We start from the raw sequence: 16,856 nt of genomic DNA, 5'->3' as shown, positions 1-16,856 counted from the left end.
CGTGACAGCGATGGATTTGCCACTAATCTGATGCCTTATATGCACAAGCCTGGATCTTCCAGGCTTCGTGCTATCAGACGTTTCAAAGTTTTCGCGTGGCTGTCTTTTTTCACTGGATACCTGATATTCGATGCGCAGTCCTTACTGGTTGTTTCTCGTTTTGCTCTTGCTGCTGGCCGGTCTGCAGTACCGCCTGTGGGTGGGCAATGGCAGTCTGGCGCAGGTCGCCGAGCTGAAGCAGCAGATTGCTGATCAGCACGCCGAGAACGAAGGCCTGCTGGAGCGCAATCGGGTGATGGACGCTGAAGTCAGCGAATTGAAAAAAGGCATGGAGACCGTTGAAGAGCGGGCTCGCCATGAGCTGGGCATGGTCAAGGACGGTGAAACCCTTTACCAGCTCGCGCAATGATCGATTCCCTGCCGGCCTTCTGGGCCGTGATTCCTGCCGCGGGCGTCGGTGCCCGAATGGCCGCGGACCGTCCCAAGCAATACCTGCAACTGGGCGGGCGCACAATTCTCGAACACAGCCTCGGCTGTTTCCTTGATCACCCGAGCCTCAAGGGGCTGGTGGTCAGTCTGGCGGTTGATGATCCTTATTGGCCCAACCTGGCTTGCGCCACCGACTCGCGGATTCAGCGGGTCGAGGGCGGCGCGGAGCGTTCCGGGTCGGTACTCAATGCCTTGCTGCATCTGCATGCGCAAGGTGCCGACGATGAAGACTGGGTGCTGGTGCACGATGCTGCCCGACCTAACCTGAGTCGTGACGATCTCGACAAGTTGCTGGCTGAGCTGGCGGATGATGCCGTCGGCGGTCTGCTGGCCGTGCCGGCGCGCGACACCCTGAAGCGGGTCGACAAGCACGGTCGTGTGCTCGAAACCGTGGATCGCAGCGTGATCTGGCAAGCCTATACGCCGCAGATGTTTCGCCTCGGTGCCTTGCATCGGGCGCTGGCTGACAGTCTGGTGGCGGACGCGGTGATTACCGATGAAGCCTCGGCGATGGAGTGGGCCGGTCTGGCGCCGCGCCTGATCGAAGGGCGAGCGGACAACCTCAAGGTCACCCGGCCGGAAGACCTGGAGTGGTTGCGTCAGCGCTGGGCCAATCGCCGCTGATTGCTGTGGCGCCTGTCAGATTGCCTTCGCGAGCAGGCTCGCTCCCACATTTGATTTGCGCCTGACCCCGAATTTGTATGCACCGCCGATCCCCTGTGGGAGCGAGCCTGCTCGCGAAGGCGATAGTTCAGGCAATCCATCTTTCAGCTCCGATACTCCGGCCGCTCGGCCAACCCTTCCTTCAAGAAATCCACCAGCTTGCGCACCTTCGGCGACAGATGCCGCTGCTGTGGATACAACGCCCACACCGCCGTGTTCGGCGGCTGATGCGCCTCCAGCAACGAAATCAAAGCCCCACTGTGCAAATGCTCCAGCACGTAATAGTCCGGCAGTTGACACAAGCCGACCCCTTGCAGCGCCGCATCCAGCACCGCCTGCCCACTGTTGCAGCGCCAGTTTCCCTGCACGCGCTGGGAAAATTCCCGTCCGTTCTGCTCCAGTTGCCACAGGTCAGAGCTGCCGATCAGGCAATTGTGGCGGCTCAGTTCCGACAAACTGTGTGGGCGGCCATACCGTTCCACGTAGGACGGAGACGCGCACAGATACATCCGACGCGGCGCCAGGCGGGTGGCGACCAATCGAGAATCCTGCAGGCGACCCAGACGGATCGCCAGATCCAACCCTTCATGCACCAGATCGAGTTGACGGTTGCTCAGCTCGATATCGATCCGCAGTTGCGGGTACAGCCCCATGAATCGCGTCACCAGCGGCACGATAAACCGCTCGCCATAGGCCACGGCGCAGGTCATGCGCAGCATGCCTTTCGGTTCACTGGTCAGGTCGCCGACCGCGCGCAGGGCCTCTTCTCGACCGTCCTGCAGGCGCTGGCAATGCTGCAGAAAGGTCTGCCCGGCTTCGGTCAGGGTCACGCGACGGGTACTGCGATAGAGCAGGCGCGTCTGCAAACGCTCCTCAAGCCGTACGATTTGTCGACTGATATGCGAGGACGAAACCCCAAGACGTTCTGCGGCGGCGGTGAACTGGCTGCATTCGGCGACAGCGACGAACTCGTCGATGCCTTCCCAGCGGTTTTCCGACATCGGGATTATCCCTGTATGGCAATAATGTTTTGCTTTTGTCCGGATTATTCATCAGATCGCGCTGTACTACACTGCCGGTCTGGTTTTTTTATTCAATGGATTCACTGGAGAGTCAGCATGATCAAGTCGCGCGCCGCCGTTGCCTTCGAGGCCAAGAAGCCGCTGGAAATCGTAGAAGTCGATGTGGCCATGCCCAAGGCCGGTGAAGTGTTGCTGCGCGTGGTGGCTTCCGGGGTCTGCCACACTGACGCCTACACCCTGTCCGGCGCGGATCCGGAAGGCATCTTCCCGTCGATCCTCGGCCACGAAGGTGGCGCGATCGTTGAAGCGATCGGCGAGGGCGTAACCTCGGTCGCCGTCGGTGACCACGTGATTCCGCTGTACACCCCGGAATGCGGCCAGTGCAAGTTCTGCAAGTCGGGCAAGACCAACCTGTGTCAGGCGATTCGCGCCACTCAGGGCAAAGGTCTGATGCCGGACGGCACTTCGCGCTTTTCCTACAAGGGCGAAACGATTTTCCACTACATGGGGACTTCGACCTTCTCGGAGTACACCGTACTGCCGGAAATCTCCGTGGCGAAAATTGCCAAGGATGCGCCGCTGGAAAAGGTCTGCCTGCTCGGTTGCGGCGTGACCACCGGTATCGGTGCGGTGCTCAACACCGCCAAGGTCAAGCCGGGTGACACCGTGGCGATCTTCGGTCTGGGCGGCATCGGTCTGTCGGCAGTCATTGGTGCAGTCAAGGCCAAGGCCGCGCGGATCATCGCCATCGACATCAACCCGGCCAAGTTCGAGATCGCCAAACAGCTGGGCGCTACCGATTGCGTCAACCCGAAAGACTTCGATCGTCCGATCCAGGAAGTGATCGTCGACATGACCGATGGCGGCGTCGACTTCTCCTTCGAATGCATCGGCAACGTGCAGCTGATGCGCGCTGCGCTGGAATGCTGCCACAAGGGCTGGGGCGAATCGGTAATCATCGGTGTTGCCGGTGCCGGTCAGGAAATTTCGACCCGGCCATTCCAACTGGTAACCGGCCGCGTCTGGCGTGGTTCGGCATTTGGCGGTGTGCGTGGTCGTACCGAGTTGCCAAGCTACGTCGACATGGCGCAGAGCGGCGAGATTCCGCTGGATACTTTCATTACCCACACCATGGGTCTGGAAGATATCAACAAGGCCTTCGACCTGATGCACGAAGGCAAGAGCATCCGTACCGTCATTCATTTCTGATCAATCGCGCCCCGGCTACAGACCTTGAAGGTTTGTAGCCGTGGCCGCGTAGGAGTCTTTACATGAGTCTGGAAAACATCTCCTGTCAGAAAAGTTTCGGCGGCTGGCACAAACGTTATCGCCACCGTTCCGACGTGCTCGGCTGTGACATGGTGTTCGCCGTGTACCTGCCGCCGCAAGCGGAGCAGGGCGGCAAGTTGCCGGTGTTGTACTGGCTGTCGGGCCTGACGTGCACCGACGAGAACTTCATGCAGAAGGCCGGGGCGATGCGCATGGCCGCCGAACTCGGCCTGATCATCGTCGCACCGGATACCAGTCCGCGTGGTCCGGACGTGCCGGGTGATCCTGATGGCGCCTGGGATTTCGGCCTTGGCGCCGGGTTCTATCTGAATGCCACGCAGGAACCTTGGTCGCGCCACTATCGGATGCATGACTATGTCGTGCAGGAATTGCCTGCACTGGTTGAAGCGCATTTCCCGGCGTCGGACAAACGCAGCATCAGCGGCCACTCCATGGGCGGTCACGGTGCGCTGGTCTGTGCGCTGCGCAATCCGGGGCGTTATCAGTCGGTGTCGGCGTTTTCGCCGATCAACAATCCAATGGATTGCCCGTGGGGGCAGAAGGCGTTCTCCCGTTACCTGGGCGAAGACCGTTCCAAGTGGAAGGAGTGGGATGCCTGCGCGCTGATCGCTGAAGCCGACGAGAAACTGCCGTTGCTGGTCGATCAGGGTGATCGCGATGACTTTCTGGCCACTCAACTCAAGCCCGAAGCCCTGCAACAAGCGGCAAAACAAGCGGATCATCCGCTGACGTTGCGCCTGCAACCGGGCTACGACCACAGCTATTTCTTCATCTCAAGCTTCGTAGACGACCACTTGCAGCATCACGCACGCGCCCTGCGCAGTTAATGCAGGTAGAATCACGCCCTGACAAAAATCGGGGCGTTTTTTTATGCGTATTGGCCACGGCTACGATGTTCACCGTTTCGCTGAAGGCGATTTCATTACTCTGGGCGGCGTGCGCATTGCACACGGCTATGGGCTGCTCGCTCACTCCGACGGTGACGTCCTGCTGCACGCCTTGAGCGATGCCTTGCTCGGCGCGGCTGCGCTGGGCGATATCGGTAAACACTTTCCGGATACCGATCCGCAATTCAAGGGCGCCGACAGCCGCGTGCTGCTGCGTCATGTGGTCGCGTTGATCCATGCCAAGGGCTGGAAAGTCGGCAACGTTGACAACACCATCGTCGCCCAGGCACCGAAAATGGCCCCGCATATCGAAGCGATGCGCGCGTTGATCGCCGCCGATCTGCAAGTTGAACTGGATCAAGTGAACGTGAAAGCTACCACCACCGAAAAGCTCGGCTTTGTCGGTCGCGAAGAAGGCATCGCCGTGCATTCCGTTGCCTTGTTGCTGCGCGCATGAACGAACTGCAATTGCTCGGCCCGCGGGCCTATGGCGAACCGCTCGGCACTGCGGTTCTGAAAGCCATCGCCGAAGATTTCCAGGTCGATGAAGTGCTCGACATCCCGTTCAGCGGCGATGGCGAACACCTGTGGATCTGGGTCGAAAAACGTGGCCTGAACACCGAAGAGGCGGCGCGCCGAATTGCCAAGGCAGCGGGCGTGCCGTTGCGCACCGTCAGTTATGCCGGGCTCAAGGATCGTCAGGCGCTGACCCGTCAGTGGTTCAGCGTGCAACTGCCGGGCAAGGCTGATCCGGATCTGTCGGCGGCGGAAAACGACACGCTGAAGATCCTCAAGACCACGCGTCACAAGCGCAAGCTGCAACGCGGCGCGCATTCGGCCAACGGCTTCACCTTGCGCCTGACCCAGTTTTCCGGCGACAAGGACGCGATCGAACAGCGTCTGCAGCTGATCGCCAAGCAAGGCATTCCCAATTATTTCGGCGCCCAGCGTTTCGGCCATGACGGCGGCAACGTCGTTGATGCGCGTGCCTGGGCGGCGCGCAAAGCATTGCCCGAGCAGCGCAATGTGCGCTCGCGGCTGCTGTCGACGGCGCGCAGTTTTCTGTTCAATCAAGTGCTGGCGGCGCGGGTTGCCGACGGCACCTGGCAGCAGGCGCAGGTCGGCGACCTGCTGGCATTCACCGACAGCCGCAGTTTCTTCCCGGCGGGTGTTGCCGAATGCAGCGATCCGCGCCTGGCGATTCTCGACCTGCATCCGACCGGCCCGCAGTGGGGCGAAGGTGACTCACCGACCGCTGGCGCTGTCCATGATCTGGAGCAGGGGATTGCCGAGCGTGAGGCGGATCTGCGCGATTGGTTGATCAATGCCGGAATGAGCCACGAACGTCGCATCCTGCGGCTGCCCATTGGCGGGTTGTCGTGGCATTATCCCCAGCCTGACATTCTGCAACTGGAATTCGTCCTTCCGGCCGGATGCTTCGCCACCGTATTGGTGCGCGAACTCGTTGATCTGGTGCCGGTGGGGCAGACGGACAGCCCATGCGTATTCTGATTTCTAACGACGATGGGGTAACCGCACCCGGTCTCGCCGCGCTTTATGCTGCGCTGGCGGATTACACCGAGTGCGTGGTTATCGCCCCGGAGCAGGACAAAAGCGGCGCCAGCAGTTCGCTGACGCTCGACCGTCCGTTGCACCCGCAATACCTGGCAAACGGTTTCATCAGCCTCAACGGAACCCCCACCGACTGCGTGCACCTGGGCCTCAACGGCCTGCTGGAGCGCGAGCCGGACATGGTGGTTTCCGGGATCAACCTCGGTGCCAATCTGGGCGATGATGTGCTGTATTCCGGCACTGTGGCAGCAGCCCTCGAAGGGCGCTTTCTCGAGCGCCCTTCGTTTGCGTTTTCGCTGTGTTCGCGACAGGTGGACAACCTGGCGACAGCCGCACATTTCGCGCGCAAACTGGTCGAGGCTCATGCCGGGCTGGATCTGCCGCCGCGTACGGTGCTGAACGTGAACATTCCCAATCTGCCGATCGATCATATTCGTGGCATTCAACTGACCCGTCTGGGCCATCGCGCCCGGGCTGCGGCACCGATGAAAGTGGTCGACCCGCGTGGCAAGGCCGGCTACTGGATTGCCGCGGCCGGCGATGCCGAAGACGGCGGCCCGGGCACTGACTTTCATGCGGTGATGCAGGGGTATGTGTCGATCACGCCGTTGCAGCTCGATCGCACCTTCAACGATGCCTTCAGAAGTCTCGACGGCTGGCTGGAGGAACTGCGCTGATGGCTCGTGAACACGAAGACAGACTGCGCAGCGGTATCGGCATGACGTCCCAGCGCACGCGTGAACGTCTGATCCAGCGTCTATATGAAGAAGGCCTGTCCAACGCCAAGGTGCTGGAGGTGATCCGCCGTACGCCGCGTCATCTGTTTGTCGATGAAGCACTGGCGCACCGCGCGTACGAAGACACCGCACTGCCGATCGGCCACAACCAGACCATCTCCCAGCCTTATATGGTGGCGCGCATGAGCGAGCTGCTGCTGGAAGCGGGGCCGCTGGACAAGGTGCTGGAGATCGGTACCGGTTCGGGTTATCAGACGGCCGTGCTGTCGCAACTGGTTGAGCGGGTATTTTCGGTCGAACGCATCAAGGTCCTGCAGGATCGGGCCAAGGAACGCCTGGTCGAACTCAACCTGCGCAACGTGGTGTTCCGCTGGGGCGATGGCTGGGAAGGCTGGCCGGCGCTGGCGCCATACAACGGCATCATCGTCACCGCAGTCGCGACCGATGTACCGCAGGCCTTGCTCGATCAACTGGCACCGGGTGGGCGGATGGTGATTCCGGTCGGCTCGGGGGAAGTGCAGCAACTGATGCTGATCGTGCGTGAAGAACACGGCTTTTCCCGTCACGTTCTGGGGGCGGTGCGCTTCGTGCCATTGCTCAATGGCCCGCTGGCCTGAGCATTTATTTGCGGGCGCTGAATTCCTTGCGCTGGCCTGTGTCTTACACCGGCAGCGATGGTTTAAACGCTACGAATTGTCCACGGGCAAACGTGTGCGTGAAGCGTTTTCGCATCTTTAACGGTAAAGCCAGTTCGGCCCGTTATACTTGCGACACTACTTGCCGCGATTCGGCATTCCACATATTTCAGCCACCACAAAGGGAGCGGCGGGTGAGTCTCACAGTCATTGCGCAGCGTATGGGTAACACGAGCTTTCAGCGCCTGGTGACTGGCCTTGTATTGAGCACCTTGCTGGTTGGTTGCTCCAGCACCAAATCGAGCAACGTGCGGGTGGTCGATCGCAACAGCGCGGCGGCCCAGCGGCCTGCCGTTACGACCGGGCAGTATGTAGTCCGTCCGGGTGATACGCTGTTTTCCATCGCTTTTCGCTACGGCTGGGACTACAAAGCCCTCGCGGCCCGGAACAACATTCCTACGCCGTATACGATCCACCCGGGTCAGACAATTCGCTTTGACGGTCGTACCGGTTCAACGCCGACGGCCGTGGTGAGCAACAGCAGTTCTGCGCCATCATCGTCGAGCAAAACCACGGTAATCCGACGCCAGGCGAATGGCACAACGACCACCACCGTGACCGGCTCCGGAGCCGCTGCTGCGGGGGCTGCACCGTCCGTCGCGAACAAATCGGCACCGGCGCCGCTGCCTCCACCGGGCCCGGCCCCGACCGGCTGGGGATGGCCATCTAATGGCATTCTGATTGGAAAATTCTCTTCAAACGGTAGTTTGAATAAAGGAATTGATATCGCCGGAGATTTGGGACAGCCTGTTTTAGCTGCGTCTGATGGGACGGTGGTTTACGCCGGGAGTGGCTTAAGGGGCTACGGCGAATTAGTCATCATCAAACACAGCGAAACCTACGTCAGTGCCTACGGACACAACCGCAGGCTGTTGGTACGGGAGGGGCAGCAGGTCAAGGTCGGACAGACAATTGCCGAAATGGGGTCAACGGGTACAGACCGGGTGAAACTGCATTTTGAGATTCGCCGCCAAGGTAAACCTGTAGATCCGCTGCAGTTCCTGCCCAAACGTTGATTTGAGGCCAGCCTGTTCCGTCGCGTAGAGGGGACAGGCTCCAGCGCTGCCAAGGATAAAGGCGTCGCTTGAGCTTGGGGTCGAACTCACCAAAGGACTATAACAATGGCTCTCAGTAAAGAAGTGCCGGAGTTTGACATCGACGATGAGGTTCTCCTTATGGAGGCCGGCATCGATTCGGAATCTTCGATGTCGAATGATGAAGGGGCTGCTCCACCTTCCGTTCGTTCCAAATCCAGACAATCCGCTTCACTTAAACAACACAAGTACATCGACTACACTCGGGCACTCGATGCCACGCAGCTGTATCTCAACGAAATCGGCTTTTCACCACTGCTCTCCCCGGAGGAAGAAGTTCATTTTGCGCGTCTGTCGCAAAGTGGCGACCCTGCCGGGCGCAAGCGCATGATTGAAAGTAACCTGCGGCTGGTCGTGAAGATCGCCCGGCGTTACGTCAATCGGGGGCTGTCGCTGCTGGATCTGATCGAAGAGGGTAACCTCGGCCTGATCCGCGCAGTGGAAAAGTTCGATCCCGAGCGCGGCTTCCGCTTCTCGACCTACGCGACCTGGTGGATTCGTCAGACCATCGAGCGCGCGATCATGAATCAGACCCGGACCATCCGGCTGCCGATCCATGTGGTCAAGGAACTCAACGTGTACCTGCGGGCGGCACGGGAGCTGACGCAAAAGCTCGATCACGAACCTTCACCCGAAGAAATCGCCAACCTGCTGGAAAAACCGGTGGGCGAGGTCAAGCGCATGCTCGGCCTGAACGAGCGGGTTTCTTCGGTCGACGTCTCGCTGGGTCCGGATTCGGATAAAACCCTGCTGGACACCCTGACGGATGACCGTCCGACCGATCCATGCGAACTGCTGCAGGATGACGACCTGTCGCAAAGCATCGATCAATGGCTCTCGGAACTGACCGACAAGCAGCGCGAGGTGGTCGTACGCCGCTTCGGCCTGCGCGGCCATGAGAGCAGCACGCTGGAAGACGTAGGCCTGGAGATCGGCCTGACCCGGGAACGGGTACGGCAGATCCAGGTGGAGGGCCTCAAGCGCCTTCGCGAAATCCTCGAGAAAAATGGCCTGTCGAGCGAGTCGCTGTTTCAGTAAGCGCCTCTGACGCCCGCCCATAAAAAGCCCCGACTGGTTCGGGGCTTTTTTATTGCTCGGATATTGGCTGAATATTGTCTGTGGCGAGGGAGCTTGCTCCCGCCGGGCTGCGCAGCAACCCCAAAGATTCATGAGCGCTGCGCACTCAAGCGGGAGCAAGCTCCCTCGCCACAAAGTACATTGGCGGACGTACGGTCAGCATTTCCATCGTTTGTAGTCTCGCGGTGTAAGCCTTGGCTTACTCTTTCGTAAGCGTTCCCTATTTTTGCAGGACGGCAGACGTCGACTGCTGATGATAATCTTATTTAAACAATTGATTTATATGCTTATTTTTTAATATGAAGTGCTTATTACAGCGACTTTCATCCTGTAGGGCCGATTGCTCTCGGCAGGGAACTCTTTAGTATCAGCACTGTGTCCACGGACAGACACGCCCTTCAAGGAAGAGGGGAACGGACATCGCAGGACGCGATTCATCAGGACGATGAAAAGGAATACAGGGAATAGGGAAAAAATGTGGGCGGGTCAAACCGCCCCTTTTTTTTGCCTGTAGAAAAGTAAAATCCGAACAAGCAAAAAGGCCCGCAAGGGGCCTTTTCGTAACGCGCGACAGATCAGCGTTCGAGGTCTTTGATCTTGCCTTTGACGCCATCCCACTCTTCGGCATCCGGCAGCGATTCTTTCTTCTCGGTGATGTTCGGCCAGATTTCAGCCAACTCAACGTTCAGCTGAATGAACTCCTGCATCTCTTCCGGAACTTCGTCCTCGGAGAAAATCGCGACGGCCGGGCATTCCGGTTCGCACAGGGCACAGTCGATGCACTCATCCGGGTGAATCACCAGGAAGTTCGGGCCTTCGTAAAAGCAGTCCACCGGACACACTTCTACGCAGTCGGTGTACTTGCACTTGATGCAGTTGTCGGTGACGACGAAGGTCATTTCTAATTTTCTCCTCAGGCGGCGGCAGCGTAGCCCCTTCACGGTTGGGGTCGCCAGGTTCGGGAGCGATGTCTGCCAGCCAGGCTATTAGCCAGCAGCATCCCAAACCGCGCGAGATTCTAACAGCTTGAAGCCGTTTGCGTTATATCCGGTTCTTTGCTGCTTAGATCCGGTTCTTAAGTGCATATAACAATTCGAGCGCTCGACGCGGGGTCAGATCATCGAGATCCACTTTCGCCAACTCATCGAGCACCGGATGCGGCAGGCTGGCGAACATGTCGCTCTGCTGCGGGGCAGCCGGTTTGCCTTTGACGGCAGGCTTGGGCGCTTCATGCGGCAAAGCGGTGTCTTCCAGTCGGCTCAGGTGCTCGCGGGCACGCACGATCACTTCACTCGGCACGCCGGCCAGTTGCGCCACCGCAAGGCCGTAGCTCTGGCTGGCAGGCCCTGGCAATACGTGGTGCAGGAACACGATGCGCTCGTTGTGCTCGGTGGCATTCAGATGCACGTTAGCCACCAAAGGCTCGGCTTCCGGCAACACGGTCAGTTCGAAATAGTGCGTGGCAAATAGAGTATAGGCGCGCAGATGCGCCAGACGCTCGGCGGCGGCCCATGCCAGGGACAGACCGTCGAAGGTGCTGGTGCCGCGACCGACTTCGTCCATCAGCACCAGGCTGCGTTCGGTGGCGTTGTGCAGGATGTTGGCGGTTTCGCTCATCTCGACCATGAAGGTCGAACGGCCACCGGCCAGGTCGTCGCTGGAACCGATCCGGGTGAAGATCCGGTCCACCAGCGACAACTCGCAACTGGCCGCCGGCACGAAGCTGCCGATATGCGCCAGCAGCACGATCAATGCGGTTTGGCGCATGTAGGTGGATTTACCGCCCATGTTCGGGCCGGTGATCACCAGCATTCGGGTGTTGTCATCCAGGCTCAGGTCGTTGGCCACGAACGGCGTAGTCAGCACCTGCTCGACCACCGGGTGACGACCCTGGGTAATGCGCATGCACGGCTCGCTGACGAAACGCGGACAGTTCAGGTCAAGGTTCAACGCACGCTCGGCAAGGTTGCTCAGCACATCCAGCTCGGCCAATGCACCGGCAGTATCCTGCAGCGGTGGCAACTGGCTGATCAGATCTTCCAGCAGCGCCTCGTAGAGCATTTTCTCGCGGGCGAGGGCACGGCTTTTGGCCGACAGCGCCTTGTCTTCGAATTCTTTCAGCTCCGGCGTGATGAAACGCTCGGCGCCCTTGAGCGTCTGGCGACGGATGTAGTCGGCTGGAGCGGATTCGGCCTGCTTGCTCGGCAGTTCGATGAAGTAGCCGTGAATACGGTTATAGCCAACTTTCAGGTTAGCCAGACCGGTGCGGGCCTTCTCCCGGGCTTCCAGGTCGATGAGGAACTGGCCGGCGTTTTCGCTCAGCGATTGAAGCTCGTCGAGTTCGCTGTCGTAACCGGTTTTCAGCACGCCGCCGTCGCGGATCACCGCTGGCGGGTTGTCGATGATGGCTTTTTCCAGCAGCGCCGCCAGTTCCGGGTAGGTGCTGGTGGTGGTCGCCAGGCGTTGCAGATGCGGCGCTTCGAGGTCGGTCATCGCCACTTGCAGTTGCGGCAGGGCACCGAGAGCATCGCGCAGGCGGGCAAGATCACGGGGCCGCGCATTGCGCAGGCCGATCCGCGCCAGAATCCGCTCAATGTCGCCGATTTCCTTGAGCTGCGGCTGGAGTTTTTCGAAGCGGTAGCCGTCGAGCAGGCATGTGATCGACGTCTGGCGCGCCAGCAATACTGTCAGATCGCGCAGCGGACGGTTCAGCCAACGGGTCAACAAGCGGCTGCCCATCGCGGTCTGGCAACGATCGACCACCCATTGCAGGGTGTTGTCGCGACCGCCGGCCAGGTTGGTATCGAGTTCGAGGTTGCGGCGGCTCGCGCCGTCGAGCACCACGGTGTCGTCCAGACGCTCATGACGCAGGCTGCGCAGATGGGGCAGGGCGGTGCGCTGGGTTTCCTTGGCATAGGCCAGCAGGCAACCGGCAGCGCCGATGGCCAGGGTCAGGGTTTCGCAACCGAAGCCTTTGAGATCTTGTGTGGAAAACTGCTGGCAGAGGCTTTTCAGCGCCGAATCTCGCTCGAAATCCCACGGCGCGCGTCGACGCACGCCACGGCGTTTTTCCGCCGGCAGGTCTTTCGGCCAATCGTCCGGGATCAGCAGCTCTACCGGGTTGACCCGCTCCAGCTCCGCCAGCAGGTTTTCCCAGCCCTTGATCTCCAGCACAGTGAAGTTGCCGCTGGTGATGTCCAGCACCGCCAGACCGAACAGGCGCTCGTCGCCCAGTACAGCGGCAATCAGGTTGTCGCGGCGTTCATCAAGCAGCGCTTCGTCGCTGACCGTACCCGGTGTGATGATGCGCACCACCTGACGTTCTACCGGGCCCTTGCTGGTGGCCGGATCGCCGACCTGCTCGCAGATCACCACCGACTCGCCGAGCTTGACCAGTTTCGCCAGGTAACCTTCCGCCGCGTGGTAAGGAATCCCGCACATCGGAATCGCTTGCCCCGCCGACTGACCGCGCGCGGTCAGGGTGATGTCGAGCAACTTGGCAGCCTTCTTCGCATCTTCATAGAAGATCTCGTAGAAGTCGCCCATGCGATAGAACATCAGCTGATCCGGGTGCTGGTTCTTCAGACGCCAGTATTGCTGCATCATCGGGGTGTGGGAGGACAGGTCGGAGACGGCTTTATTCATCGGATTGTCAGGTAACTCGTTAAATGATGTAGGGCAAAAGCGAGGGCAACTGCCGGGCTTTTCCGCGATGGACGCAAGGTTACCATGGGCGGTCGGCTCGACGCAGGCATGACGACCCATTGACACTTTCTGCGTTTATTTGTGATATATGCACGATTTATGCAAATCAGCATTTGTCTTCGGAAAAAACTTCAAGCACTATGCGCGTTATGCAAAAACGCAACGTATCCTCCGTCTTAAGAGCACTGCTCGACCAGCACGGGATCTCCCCCACGGAGCTCCACCGTCGCACCGGCGTGCCTCAATCAACGCTCTCGCGGATTCTCAGCGGGAAGATCGTCGATCCTTCGGATAAACACATTTCGAAGATCGCCGAATACTTCAATGTGAGCACTGATCAATTGCGTGGCCGCGCGGATGTCGCCCCGGCGACTGGCGGCGCGCGCGATGACGTGCATGCGGAACTCAAGGACATAAGCCTGTGGGACGACGATACCCCTGTCGATGACGACGAGGTGTCGGTGCCCTTCCTTCGTGAGGTTGAATTGGCTGCTGGATCAGGAAGATTCGTCATCGAAGAGAGCGAGCGCTCCAGTCTGCGCTTCGGCAAGCGCAGCCTGCGCCACAACGGTGTGCAGTTTGACCAGGCCAAATGCGTGACAGTGCGCGGTAACAGCATGATGCCGGTGTTGCGTGACGGCGCCACGGTCGGAGTCAATGCCGGCAAGTGCGGGATCGGCGACATCATCGATGGCGACCTGTACGCGATCAACCACAACGGTCAATTGCGCGTGAAGCAGCTCTATCGCCTGCCGACCGGCATCCGTCTGCGCAGCTTCAACCGCGATGAGCATCCGGACGAGGACTACAGCTTCCAGGACATGCAGGAAGAGCAGATCGTCATCCTCGGTCACGTCTTCTGGTGGGGCATGTATGCCCGATAGGCAATCCCCTTCTTAGAAAACCCGCCCATGGCGGGTTTTTTTTCGCCTGAACAAAACCCTCGAAGCCTTGATTTATGCGGTATGTATGCGGTAGTGCATTTCTTGCGCAGAAATAAATGCATTTATGCATTGACTGTATATGCATCCATGCATATTCTTGCCACCAAGCCGCTCGACAAAGCGGCTGGCAACAACAGCTCTTTAGTTCCACAAGAACAGGCAGCGATGAACCGGCCTCAACGGTTCAGAGGGTTGGCAACTGACCCGGGTGTGCAGCGTAAAGCACCAAGAGCAGTTATCCGGCGGGCAGGGACCGCGGTCGGAAAAACAATTTGAATGGACTCGTACCGCGCCAGTAGCGCCGAAAAGTCAGCTTCCTTCACGTACACAGGATTGAAGGAAGGCGAAGGAGCGCATTACTGAAAAGCCCGGCGAGCTGCCGGGCTTTTTGGAATGCCTGCCAGATGTCTTCTCGAACCTCATGGAAACCAGCAGGCCGAGGAGGTTGGAAAGAGCAGCCGGGCTCTCCGGCAAACCGTCTGTTCAGTCGTCTCGCACTGACAGACATCTACAAGCCGAGTTCGCTTTAGAACCGCTCATAAGGAAAATGGAATGAATCGATATGCACTGACATTGTATGTGATGGGTTACACCGTCGTTCTTCAGGTGCTGGACACTGAGGGGGAACCGCCAGCCGTCCCGGCTGCTGAGCCGAATGCCGGCTGGCGGAACATCACCGGTAACGACGCTGTGCAACCGGGGATGAAGTGGCAGTTTGGGCCTGCCGGCGAAGAGTATCTTGAGACAACTGCCGCAGAGCAGGAGCTGTTCACCAACGGTCGCATGCAACAGCGATTTGACGACGCCAAGCGCTGGCTGGACTTCAACCCTCTGCAATACAAGCTGGATCTGGGAGTCGCCACTCCGGCGGATGAGGCGGCACTGGTTGCCTACAAGCAGTATTTCATTGCGTTGAGTGAAGCGAAAAACAACGCAGTGTTTCCGCAGATCAATTGGCCGGTTGCTCCTTTCTGATTCGCGGCGCCGATCCACTCCCGGCTCCGGGAATGCATTGCTGAAAAGCCTGGCCCTGGTGCCGGGCTTTTTGGAATGCCTACCTCAAGAGAAACCGTTTGAACCAAACACATACCACTCATCCATCACACCAGGAGGCGTGACATGACAAACGAGCAACAAGCGTTGGCGGACATGCCGATCTGGCTGGTCATCCTCCTCGCCGTGGTGGGCGGGGTGTCCGGCGAAATGTGGCGCGCCGACAAGGAGGGCGCTCGTGGCTGGTCATTGCTGCGGCGTCTGGCCCTGCGCTCCGGCGCCTGCATGATCTGCGGCGTGTCGGCGATCATGCTGCTTTACGCCGCCGGGCTGTCGATCTGGGCGGCCGGCGCCTTCGGTTGCCTGACTGCCATGGCCGGGGCCGATGTGGCCATCGGTCTGTACGAACGCTGGGCCGCCAAGCGCATCGGCGTTTGCGAAGTTCCCCCGCCGCGCGACCCACAGTAACCCTTCACTTTCTTGCCTCGATGCAACTGATGCGGCGGGGCTGCGCGTGGACATTTGAAAAGGAGGTCATGCATGCCCGCACCGATCCAGCAGCCTTCGCAGCTGTTCACGGCGATGGCAACAACCTTGCGCAACAGCGCCGGCCTGAATCTGCAGGTTGGCAATCACGACGACTTCACAACACCCGGTGCTCAGGCCTGGGCATTGATCGACTTTGATCGCAATGCACAGGGAGTGCGCTCCGCTGATGGGCGCATTGCTCATGTCATGACGGTGTCGCTGCAAGTCATTCCGGCACTGTCCGCCAGTGCATTTGCCGCCTGCGATCTGATCGCCATGCTGAAAAACCTGATCACCGACAACCGTTGGGGCCTGCCCGGCGCTCAATGTGATCTGCCGATGAACATTGATGGTCTGCCGTCAGTGCTCACACGCGCCGACCAGCAATACAAGGCGTGGACCCTGACCTTCACCCAGACCCTCTATCTCGGCCCGACCTTGCTCGACGACCCGCTCGGTACGCCGAAATTCGCCCGTACCTGGGAAGTCAACGATATCGACGACCCCGACCAATACACCGCGCTGGAGGCCTGATCGATGTTCGACGCATTACTGCGCATGCAACTGGGGCCGATCATCGAGCGGCTGGCCGAGATGGAAGCCGAGATCGATGACCTGCACCGCCGCGCCGAGAGTTTCTGTCGCATCGGCGTCTGTCAGGCAGTCGATGCTGCGAGCAACACTTGTCAGGTCAGCCACGGTGGACTGCTGACGCCGGCCATCAAGTTCTTCAACCCGAGCGCCGGAGCGCAGAGCGAATCGCGGATTCCGAGCGTGGGCGAGCAGTGCCTGCTGCTCAACTACGGCAGCGGTGAAAGCGGCGCGCAAAGCGTGGCGTTGTTCGGTTTGAACAGTGACCGCTTTCCACCGACGGCAACGGTACCGACGCTGACGCGCCGGGTGCACGTCGACGGCACTGAAAGCGGCTACGACGACGCCACGCACACCTTGCATTGGCAGAACGGCCCGGCCGCATTCAGTGGCTCTCGCGAATCGCTTGCACTGAGCATTGGCCCGGCGCAACTGACGATGACGCCACAGCTGATCAGCCTGCAACTGGGCGCCGTCGGCCTGACCATCGACGCCTCGGGCGTGCACTTCAGCGGCCCGCTGGTGGATCACCAGGGCCGCGTCATCAGCCCCTGAATCAAGAGCTTCCC

19 protein-coding genes are annotated in these 16,856 nt (G+C 59.8%); 16 read left to right on the top strand and 3 right to left on the bottom strand.

What is annotated here, in order from left to right:
- Positions 1 to 130: 130 nt before the first annotated feature.
- Together ftsB and ispD are read left to right on the top strand one after the other, a co-directional pair.
- Positions 131 to 409 (top strand): cell division protein FtsB, encoded by a 279-nt coding sequence (gene ftsB, locus BW33_RS22460; protein WP_007964293.1) that lies wholly within the window; start codon positions 131 to 133, stop codon positions 407 to 409.
- Positions 406 to 1,113, top strand: a complete 708-nt coding sequence (ispD, locus tag BW33_RS22455; RefSeq protein ID WP_047601281.1) for a 2-C-methyl-D-erythritol 4-phosphate cytidylyltransferase — start codon at positions 406 to 408, stop codon at positions 1,111 to 1,113. The genes ftsB and ispD overlap by 4 nt, the downstream gene beginning before the upstream one ends.
- A 143-nt stretch (positions 1,114 to 1,256) precedes the next feature.
- Here ispD and BW33_RS22450 read toward each other — a convergent pair whose 3' ends face one another.
- Positions 1,257 to 2,153 (bottom strand): LysR substrate-binding domain-containing protein, encoded by an 897-nt coding sequence (locus BW33_RS22450; protein WP_047601280.1) that lies wholly within the window; start codon positions 2,151 to 2,153, stop codon positions 1,257 to 1,259.
- Positions 2,154 to 2,270: 117 nt separating this feature from the next.
- Here BW33_RS22450 and BW33_RS22445 point away from each other — a divergent pair, with 117 nt between their 5' ends.
- From BW33_RS22445 to rpoS, 8 genes are all read left to right on the top strand, one after another.
- On the top strand, positions 2,271 to 3,383 hold the full coding sequence (locus BW33_RS22445) for an S-(hydroxymethyl)glutathione dehydrogenase/class III alcohol dehydrogenase (protein WP_047601278.1): 1,113 nt from the start codon (positions 2,271 to 2,273) through the stop codon (positions 3,381 to 3,383).
- Between the two features lie 62 nt (positions 3,384 to 3,445).
- The gene (gene fghA, locus BW33_RS22440) at positions 3,446 to 4,291 is read left to right on the top strand and encodes an S-formylglutathione hydrolase (RefSeq protein ID WP_047601276.1); all 846 of its coding nucleotides are present in this window, start codon (positions 3,446 to 3,448) and stop codon (positions 4,289 to 4,291) included.
- Between the two features lie 43 nt (positions 4,292 to 4,334).
- Positions 4,335 to 4,808 (top strand): 2-C-methyl-D-erythritol 2,4-cyclodiphosphate synthase, encoded by a 474-nt coding sequence (gene ispF, locus BW33_RS22435; protein ID WP_047601275.1) that lies wholly within the window; start codon positions 4,335 to 4,337, stop codon positions 4,806 to 4,808.
- Positions 4,805 to 5,863, top strand: coding sequence for a tRNA pseudouridine(13) synthase TruD (gene truD, locus BW33_RS22430; protein ID WP_047601273.1), 1,059 nt, complete (start codon positions 4,805 to 4,807; stop codon positions 5,861 to 5,863). The genes ispF and truD overlap by 4 nt, the downstream gene beginning before the upstream one ends.
- A complete protein-coding gene (gene surE / locus BW33_RS22425; protein WP_047601272.1) occupies positions 5,851 to 6,600 on the top strand; it encodes a 5'/3'-nucleotidase SurE in 750 nt (249 codons plus the stop codon). The genes truD and surE overlap by 13 nt, the downstream gene beginning before the upstream one ends.
- A gap of 41 nt (positions 6,601 to 6,641) precedes the next feature.
- A complete protein-coding gene (locus BW33_RS22420) occupies positions 6,642 to 7,277 on the top strand; it encodes a protein-L-isoaspartate(D-aspartate) O-methyltransferase (RefSeq protein WP_169841266.1) in 636 nt (211 codons plus the stop codon).
- 212 nt (positions 7,278 to 7,489) lie between these two features.
- Complete coding sequence (locus tag BW33_RS22415; protein WP_047601271.1) at positions 7,490 to 8,371, top strand: peptidoglycan DD-metalloendopeptidase family protein; 882 nt, start codon at positions 7,490 to 7,492, stop codon at positions 8,369 to 8,371.
- A 105-nt stretch (positions 8,372 to 8,476) separates the two neighbouring features.
- Positions 8,477 to 9,487 carry an RNA polymerase sigma factor RpoS gene (gene rpoS / locus BW33_RS22410; RefSeq protein ID WP_007964304.1) on the top strand — a complete coding sequence of 337 codons (1,011 nt, stop codon included), beginning with the start codon at positions 8,477 to 8,479 and terminating at the stop codon, positions 9,485 to 9,487.
- A 614-nt stretch (positions 9,488 to 10,101) separates the two neighbouring features.
- On the opposite strand, the gene fdxA is transcribed toward rpoS, so the two are convergent.
- Together fdxA and mutS are read right to left on the bottom strand one after the other, a co-directional pair.
- A complete protein-coding gene (fdxA, locus tag BW33_RS22405) occupies positions 10,102 to 10,425 on the bottom strand; it encodes a ferredoxin FdxA (protein WP_007908827.1) in 324 nt (107 codons plus the stop codon).
- Between the two features lie 163 nt (positions 10,426 to 10,588).
- Positions 10,589 to 13,171, bottom strand: a complete 2,583-nt coding sequence (gene mutS / locus BW33_RS22400) for a DNA mismatch repair protein MutS (protein ID WP_047601269.1) — start codon at positions 13,169 to 13,171, stop codon at positions 10,589 to 10,591.
- A 200-nt stretch (positions 13,172 to 13,371) separates the two neighbouring features.
- Here mutS and BW33_RS22395 point away from each other — a divergent pair, with 200 nt between their 5' ends.
- The 6 genes from BW33_RS22395 to BW33_RS22375 all read left to right on the top strand — a co-directional run bounded on the left by BW33_RS22395 (position 13,372) and on the right by BW33_RS22375 (position 16,842).
- Positions 13,372 to 14,115, top strand: coding sequence for a LexA family transcriptional regulator (locus BW33_RS22395; RefSeq protein WP_081794245.1), 744 nt, complete (start codon positions 13,372 to 13,374; stop codon positions 14,113 to 14,115).
- 27 nt (positions 14,116 to 14,142) lie between these two features.
- Positions 14,143 to 14,451, top strand: coding sequence for a hypothetical protein (locus BW33_RS29900; protein ID WP_160168823.1), 309 nt, complete (start codon positions 14,143 to 14,145; stop codon positions 14,449 to 14,451).
- A 276-nt stretch (positions 14,452 to 14,727) separates the two neighbouring features.
- Positions 14,728 to 15,150: a tail fiber assembly protein gene (locus tag BW33_RS22390; RefSeq protein ID WP_047601266.1), complete on the top strand. Its 423-nt coding sequence runs from the start codon at positions 14,728 to 14,730 to the stop codon at positions 15,148 to 15,150.
- A gap of 144 nt (positions 15,151 to 15,294) precedes the next feature.
- Positions 15,295 to 15,636 (top strand): phage holin family protein, encoded by a 342-nt coding sequence (locus BW33_RS22385; RefSeq protein ID WP_003222183.1) that lies wholly within the window; start codon positions 15,295 to 15,297, stop codon positions 15,634 to 15,636.
- Positions 15,637 to 15,708: 72 nt separating this feature from the next.
- Positions 15,709 to 16,230 carry a hypothetical protein gene (locus BW33_RS22380; protein WP_047601265.1) on the top strand — a complete coding sequence of 174 codons (522 nt, stop codon included), beginning with the start codon at positions 15,709 to 15,711 and terminating at the stop codon, positions 16,228 to 16,230.
- Between the two features lie 3 nt (positions 16,231 to 16,233).
- Positions 16,234 to 16,842: a phage baseplate assembly protein V gene (locus tag BW33_RS22375; protein ID WP_047601264.1), complete on the top strand. Its 609-nt coding sequence runs from the start codon at positions 16,234 to 16,236 to the stop codon at positions 16,840 to 16,842.
- Positions 16,843 to 16,856: the final 14 nt, after the last annotated feature.

Source organism: Pseudomonas sp. RIT288 (assembly GCF_000631985.1).
In the GTDB taxonomy this organism is placed as follows: domain Bacteria; phylum Pseudomonadota; class Gammaproteobacteria; order Pseudomonadales; family Pseudomonadaceae; genus Aquipseudomonas.
This window is presented reverse-complemented; position numbering and strand designations above follow the sequence as displayed.

Bases quoted from the DNA above. Each gene is read 5' to 3' on its own strand.
- ftsB (WP_007964293.1), top strand. From the start codon at position 131: ATGCGCAGTCCTTACTGGTTGTTTCTCGTTTTGCTCTTGCTGCTGGCC.
- ispD (WP_047601281.1), top strand. From the start codon at position 406: ATGATCGATTCCCTGCCGGCCTTCTGGGCCGTGATTCCTGCCGCGGGC.
- BW33_RS22450 (WP_047601280.1), bottom strand. From the start codon at position 2,153: ATGTCGGAAAACCGCTGGGAAGGCATCGACGAGTTCGTCGCTGTCGCC.
- BW33_RS22445 (WP_047601278.1), top strand. From the start codon at position 2,271: ATGATCAAGTCGCGCGCCGCCGTTGCCTTCGAGGCCAAGAAGCCGCTG.
- fghA (WP_047601276.1), top strand. From the start codon at position 3,446: ATGAGTCTGGAAAACATCTCCTGTCAGAAAAGTTTCGGCGGCTGGCAC.
- ispF (WP_047601275.1), top strand. From the start codon at position 4,335: ATGCGTATTGGCCACGGCTACGATGTTCACCGTTTCGCTGAAGGCGAT.
- truD (WP_047601273.1), top strand. From the start codon at position 4,805: ATGAACGAACTGCAATTGCTCGGCCCGCGGGCCTATGGCGAACCGCTC.
- surE (WP_047601272.1), top strand. From the start codon at position 5,851: ATGCGTATTCTGATTTCTAACGACGATGGGGTAACCGCACCCGGTCTC.
- BW33_RS22420 (WP_169841266.1), top strand. From the start codon at position 6,642: ATGACGTCCCAGCGCACGCGTGAACGTCTGATCCAGCGTCTATATGAA.
- rpoS (WP_007964304.1), top strand. From the start codon at position 8,477: ATGGCTCTCAGTAAAGAAGTGCCGGAGTTTGACATCGACGATGAGGTT.
- fdxA (WP_007908827.1), bottom strand. From the start codon at position 10,425: ATGACCTTCGTCGTCACCGACAACTGCATCAAGTGCAAGTACACCGAC.
- mutS (WP_047601269.1), bottom strand. From the start codon at position 13,171: ATGAATAAAGCCGTCTCCGACCTGTCCTCCCACACCCCGATGATGCAG.
- BW33_RS22395 (WP_081794245.1), top strand. From the start codon at position 13,372: ATGCGCGTTATGCAAAAACGCAACGTATCCTCCGTCTTAAGAGCACTG.
- BW33_RS29900 (WP_160168823.1), top strand. From the start codon at position 14,143: ATGGCGGGTTTTTTTTCGCCTGAACAAAACCCTCGAAGCCTTGATTTA.
- BW33_RS22390 (WP_047601266.1), top strand. From the start codon at position 14,728: ATGAATCGATATGCACTGACATTGTATGTGATGGGTTACACCGTCGTT.
- BW33_RS22385 (WP_003222183.1), top strand. From the start codon at position 15,295: ATGACAAACGAGCAACAAGCGTTGGCGGACATGCCGATCTGGCTGGTC.
- BW33_RS22380 (WP_047601265.1), top strand. From the start codon at position 15,709: ATGCCCGCACCGATCCAGCAGCCTTCGCAGCTGTTCACGGCGATGGCA.
- BW33_RS22375 (WP_047601264.1), top strand. From the start codon at position 16,234: ATGTTCGACGCATTACTGCGCATGCAACTGGGGCCGATCATCGAGCGG.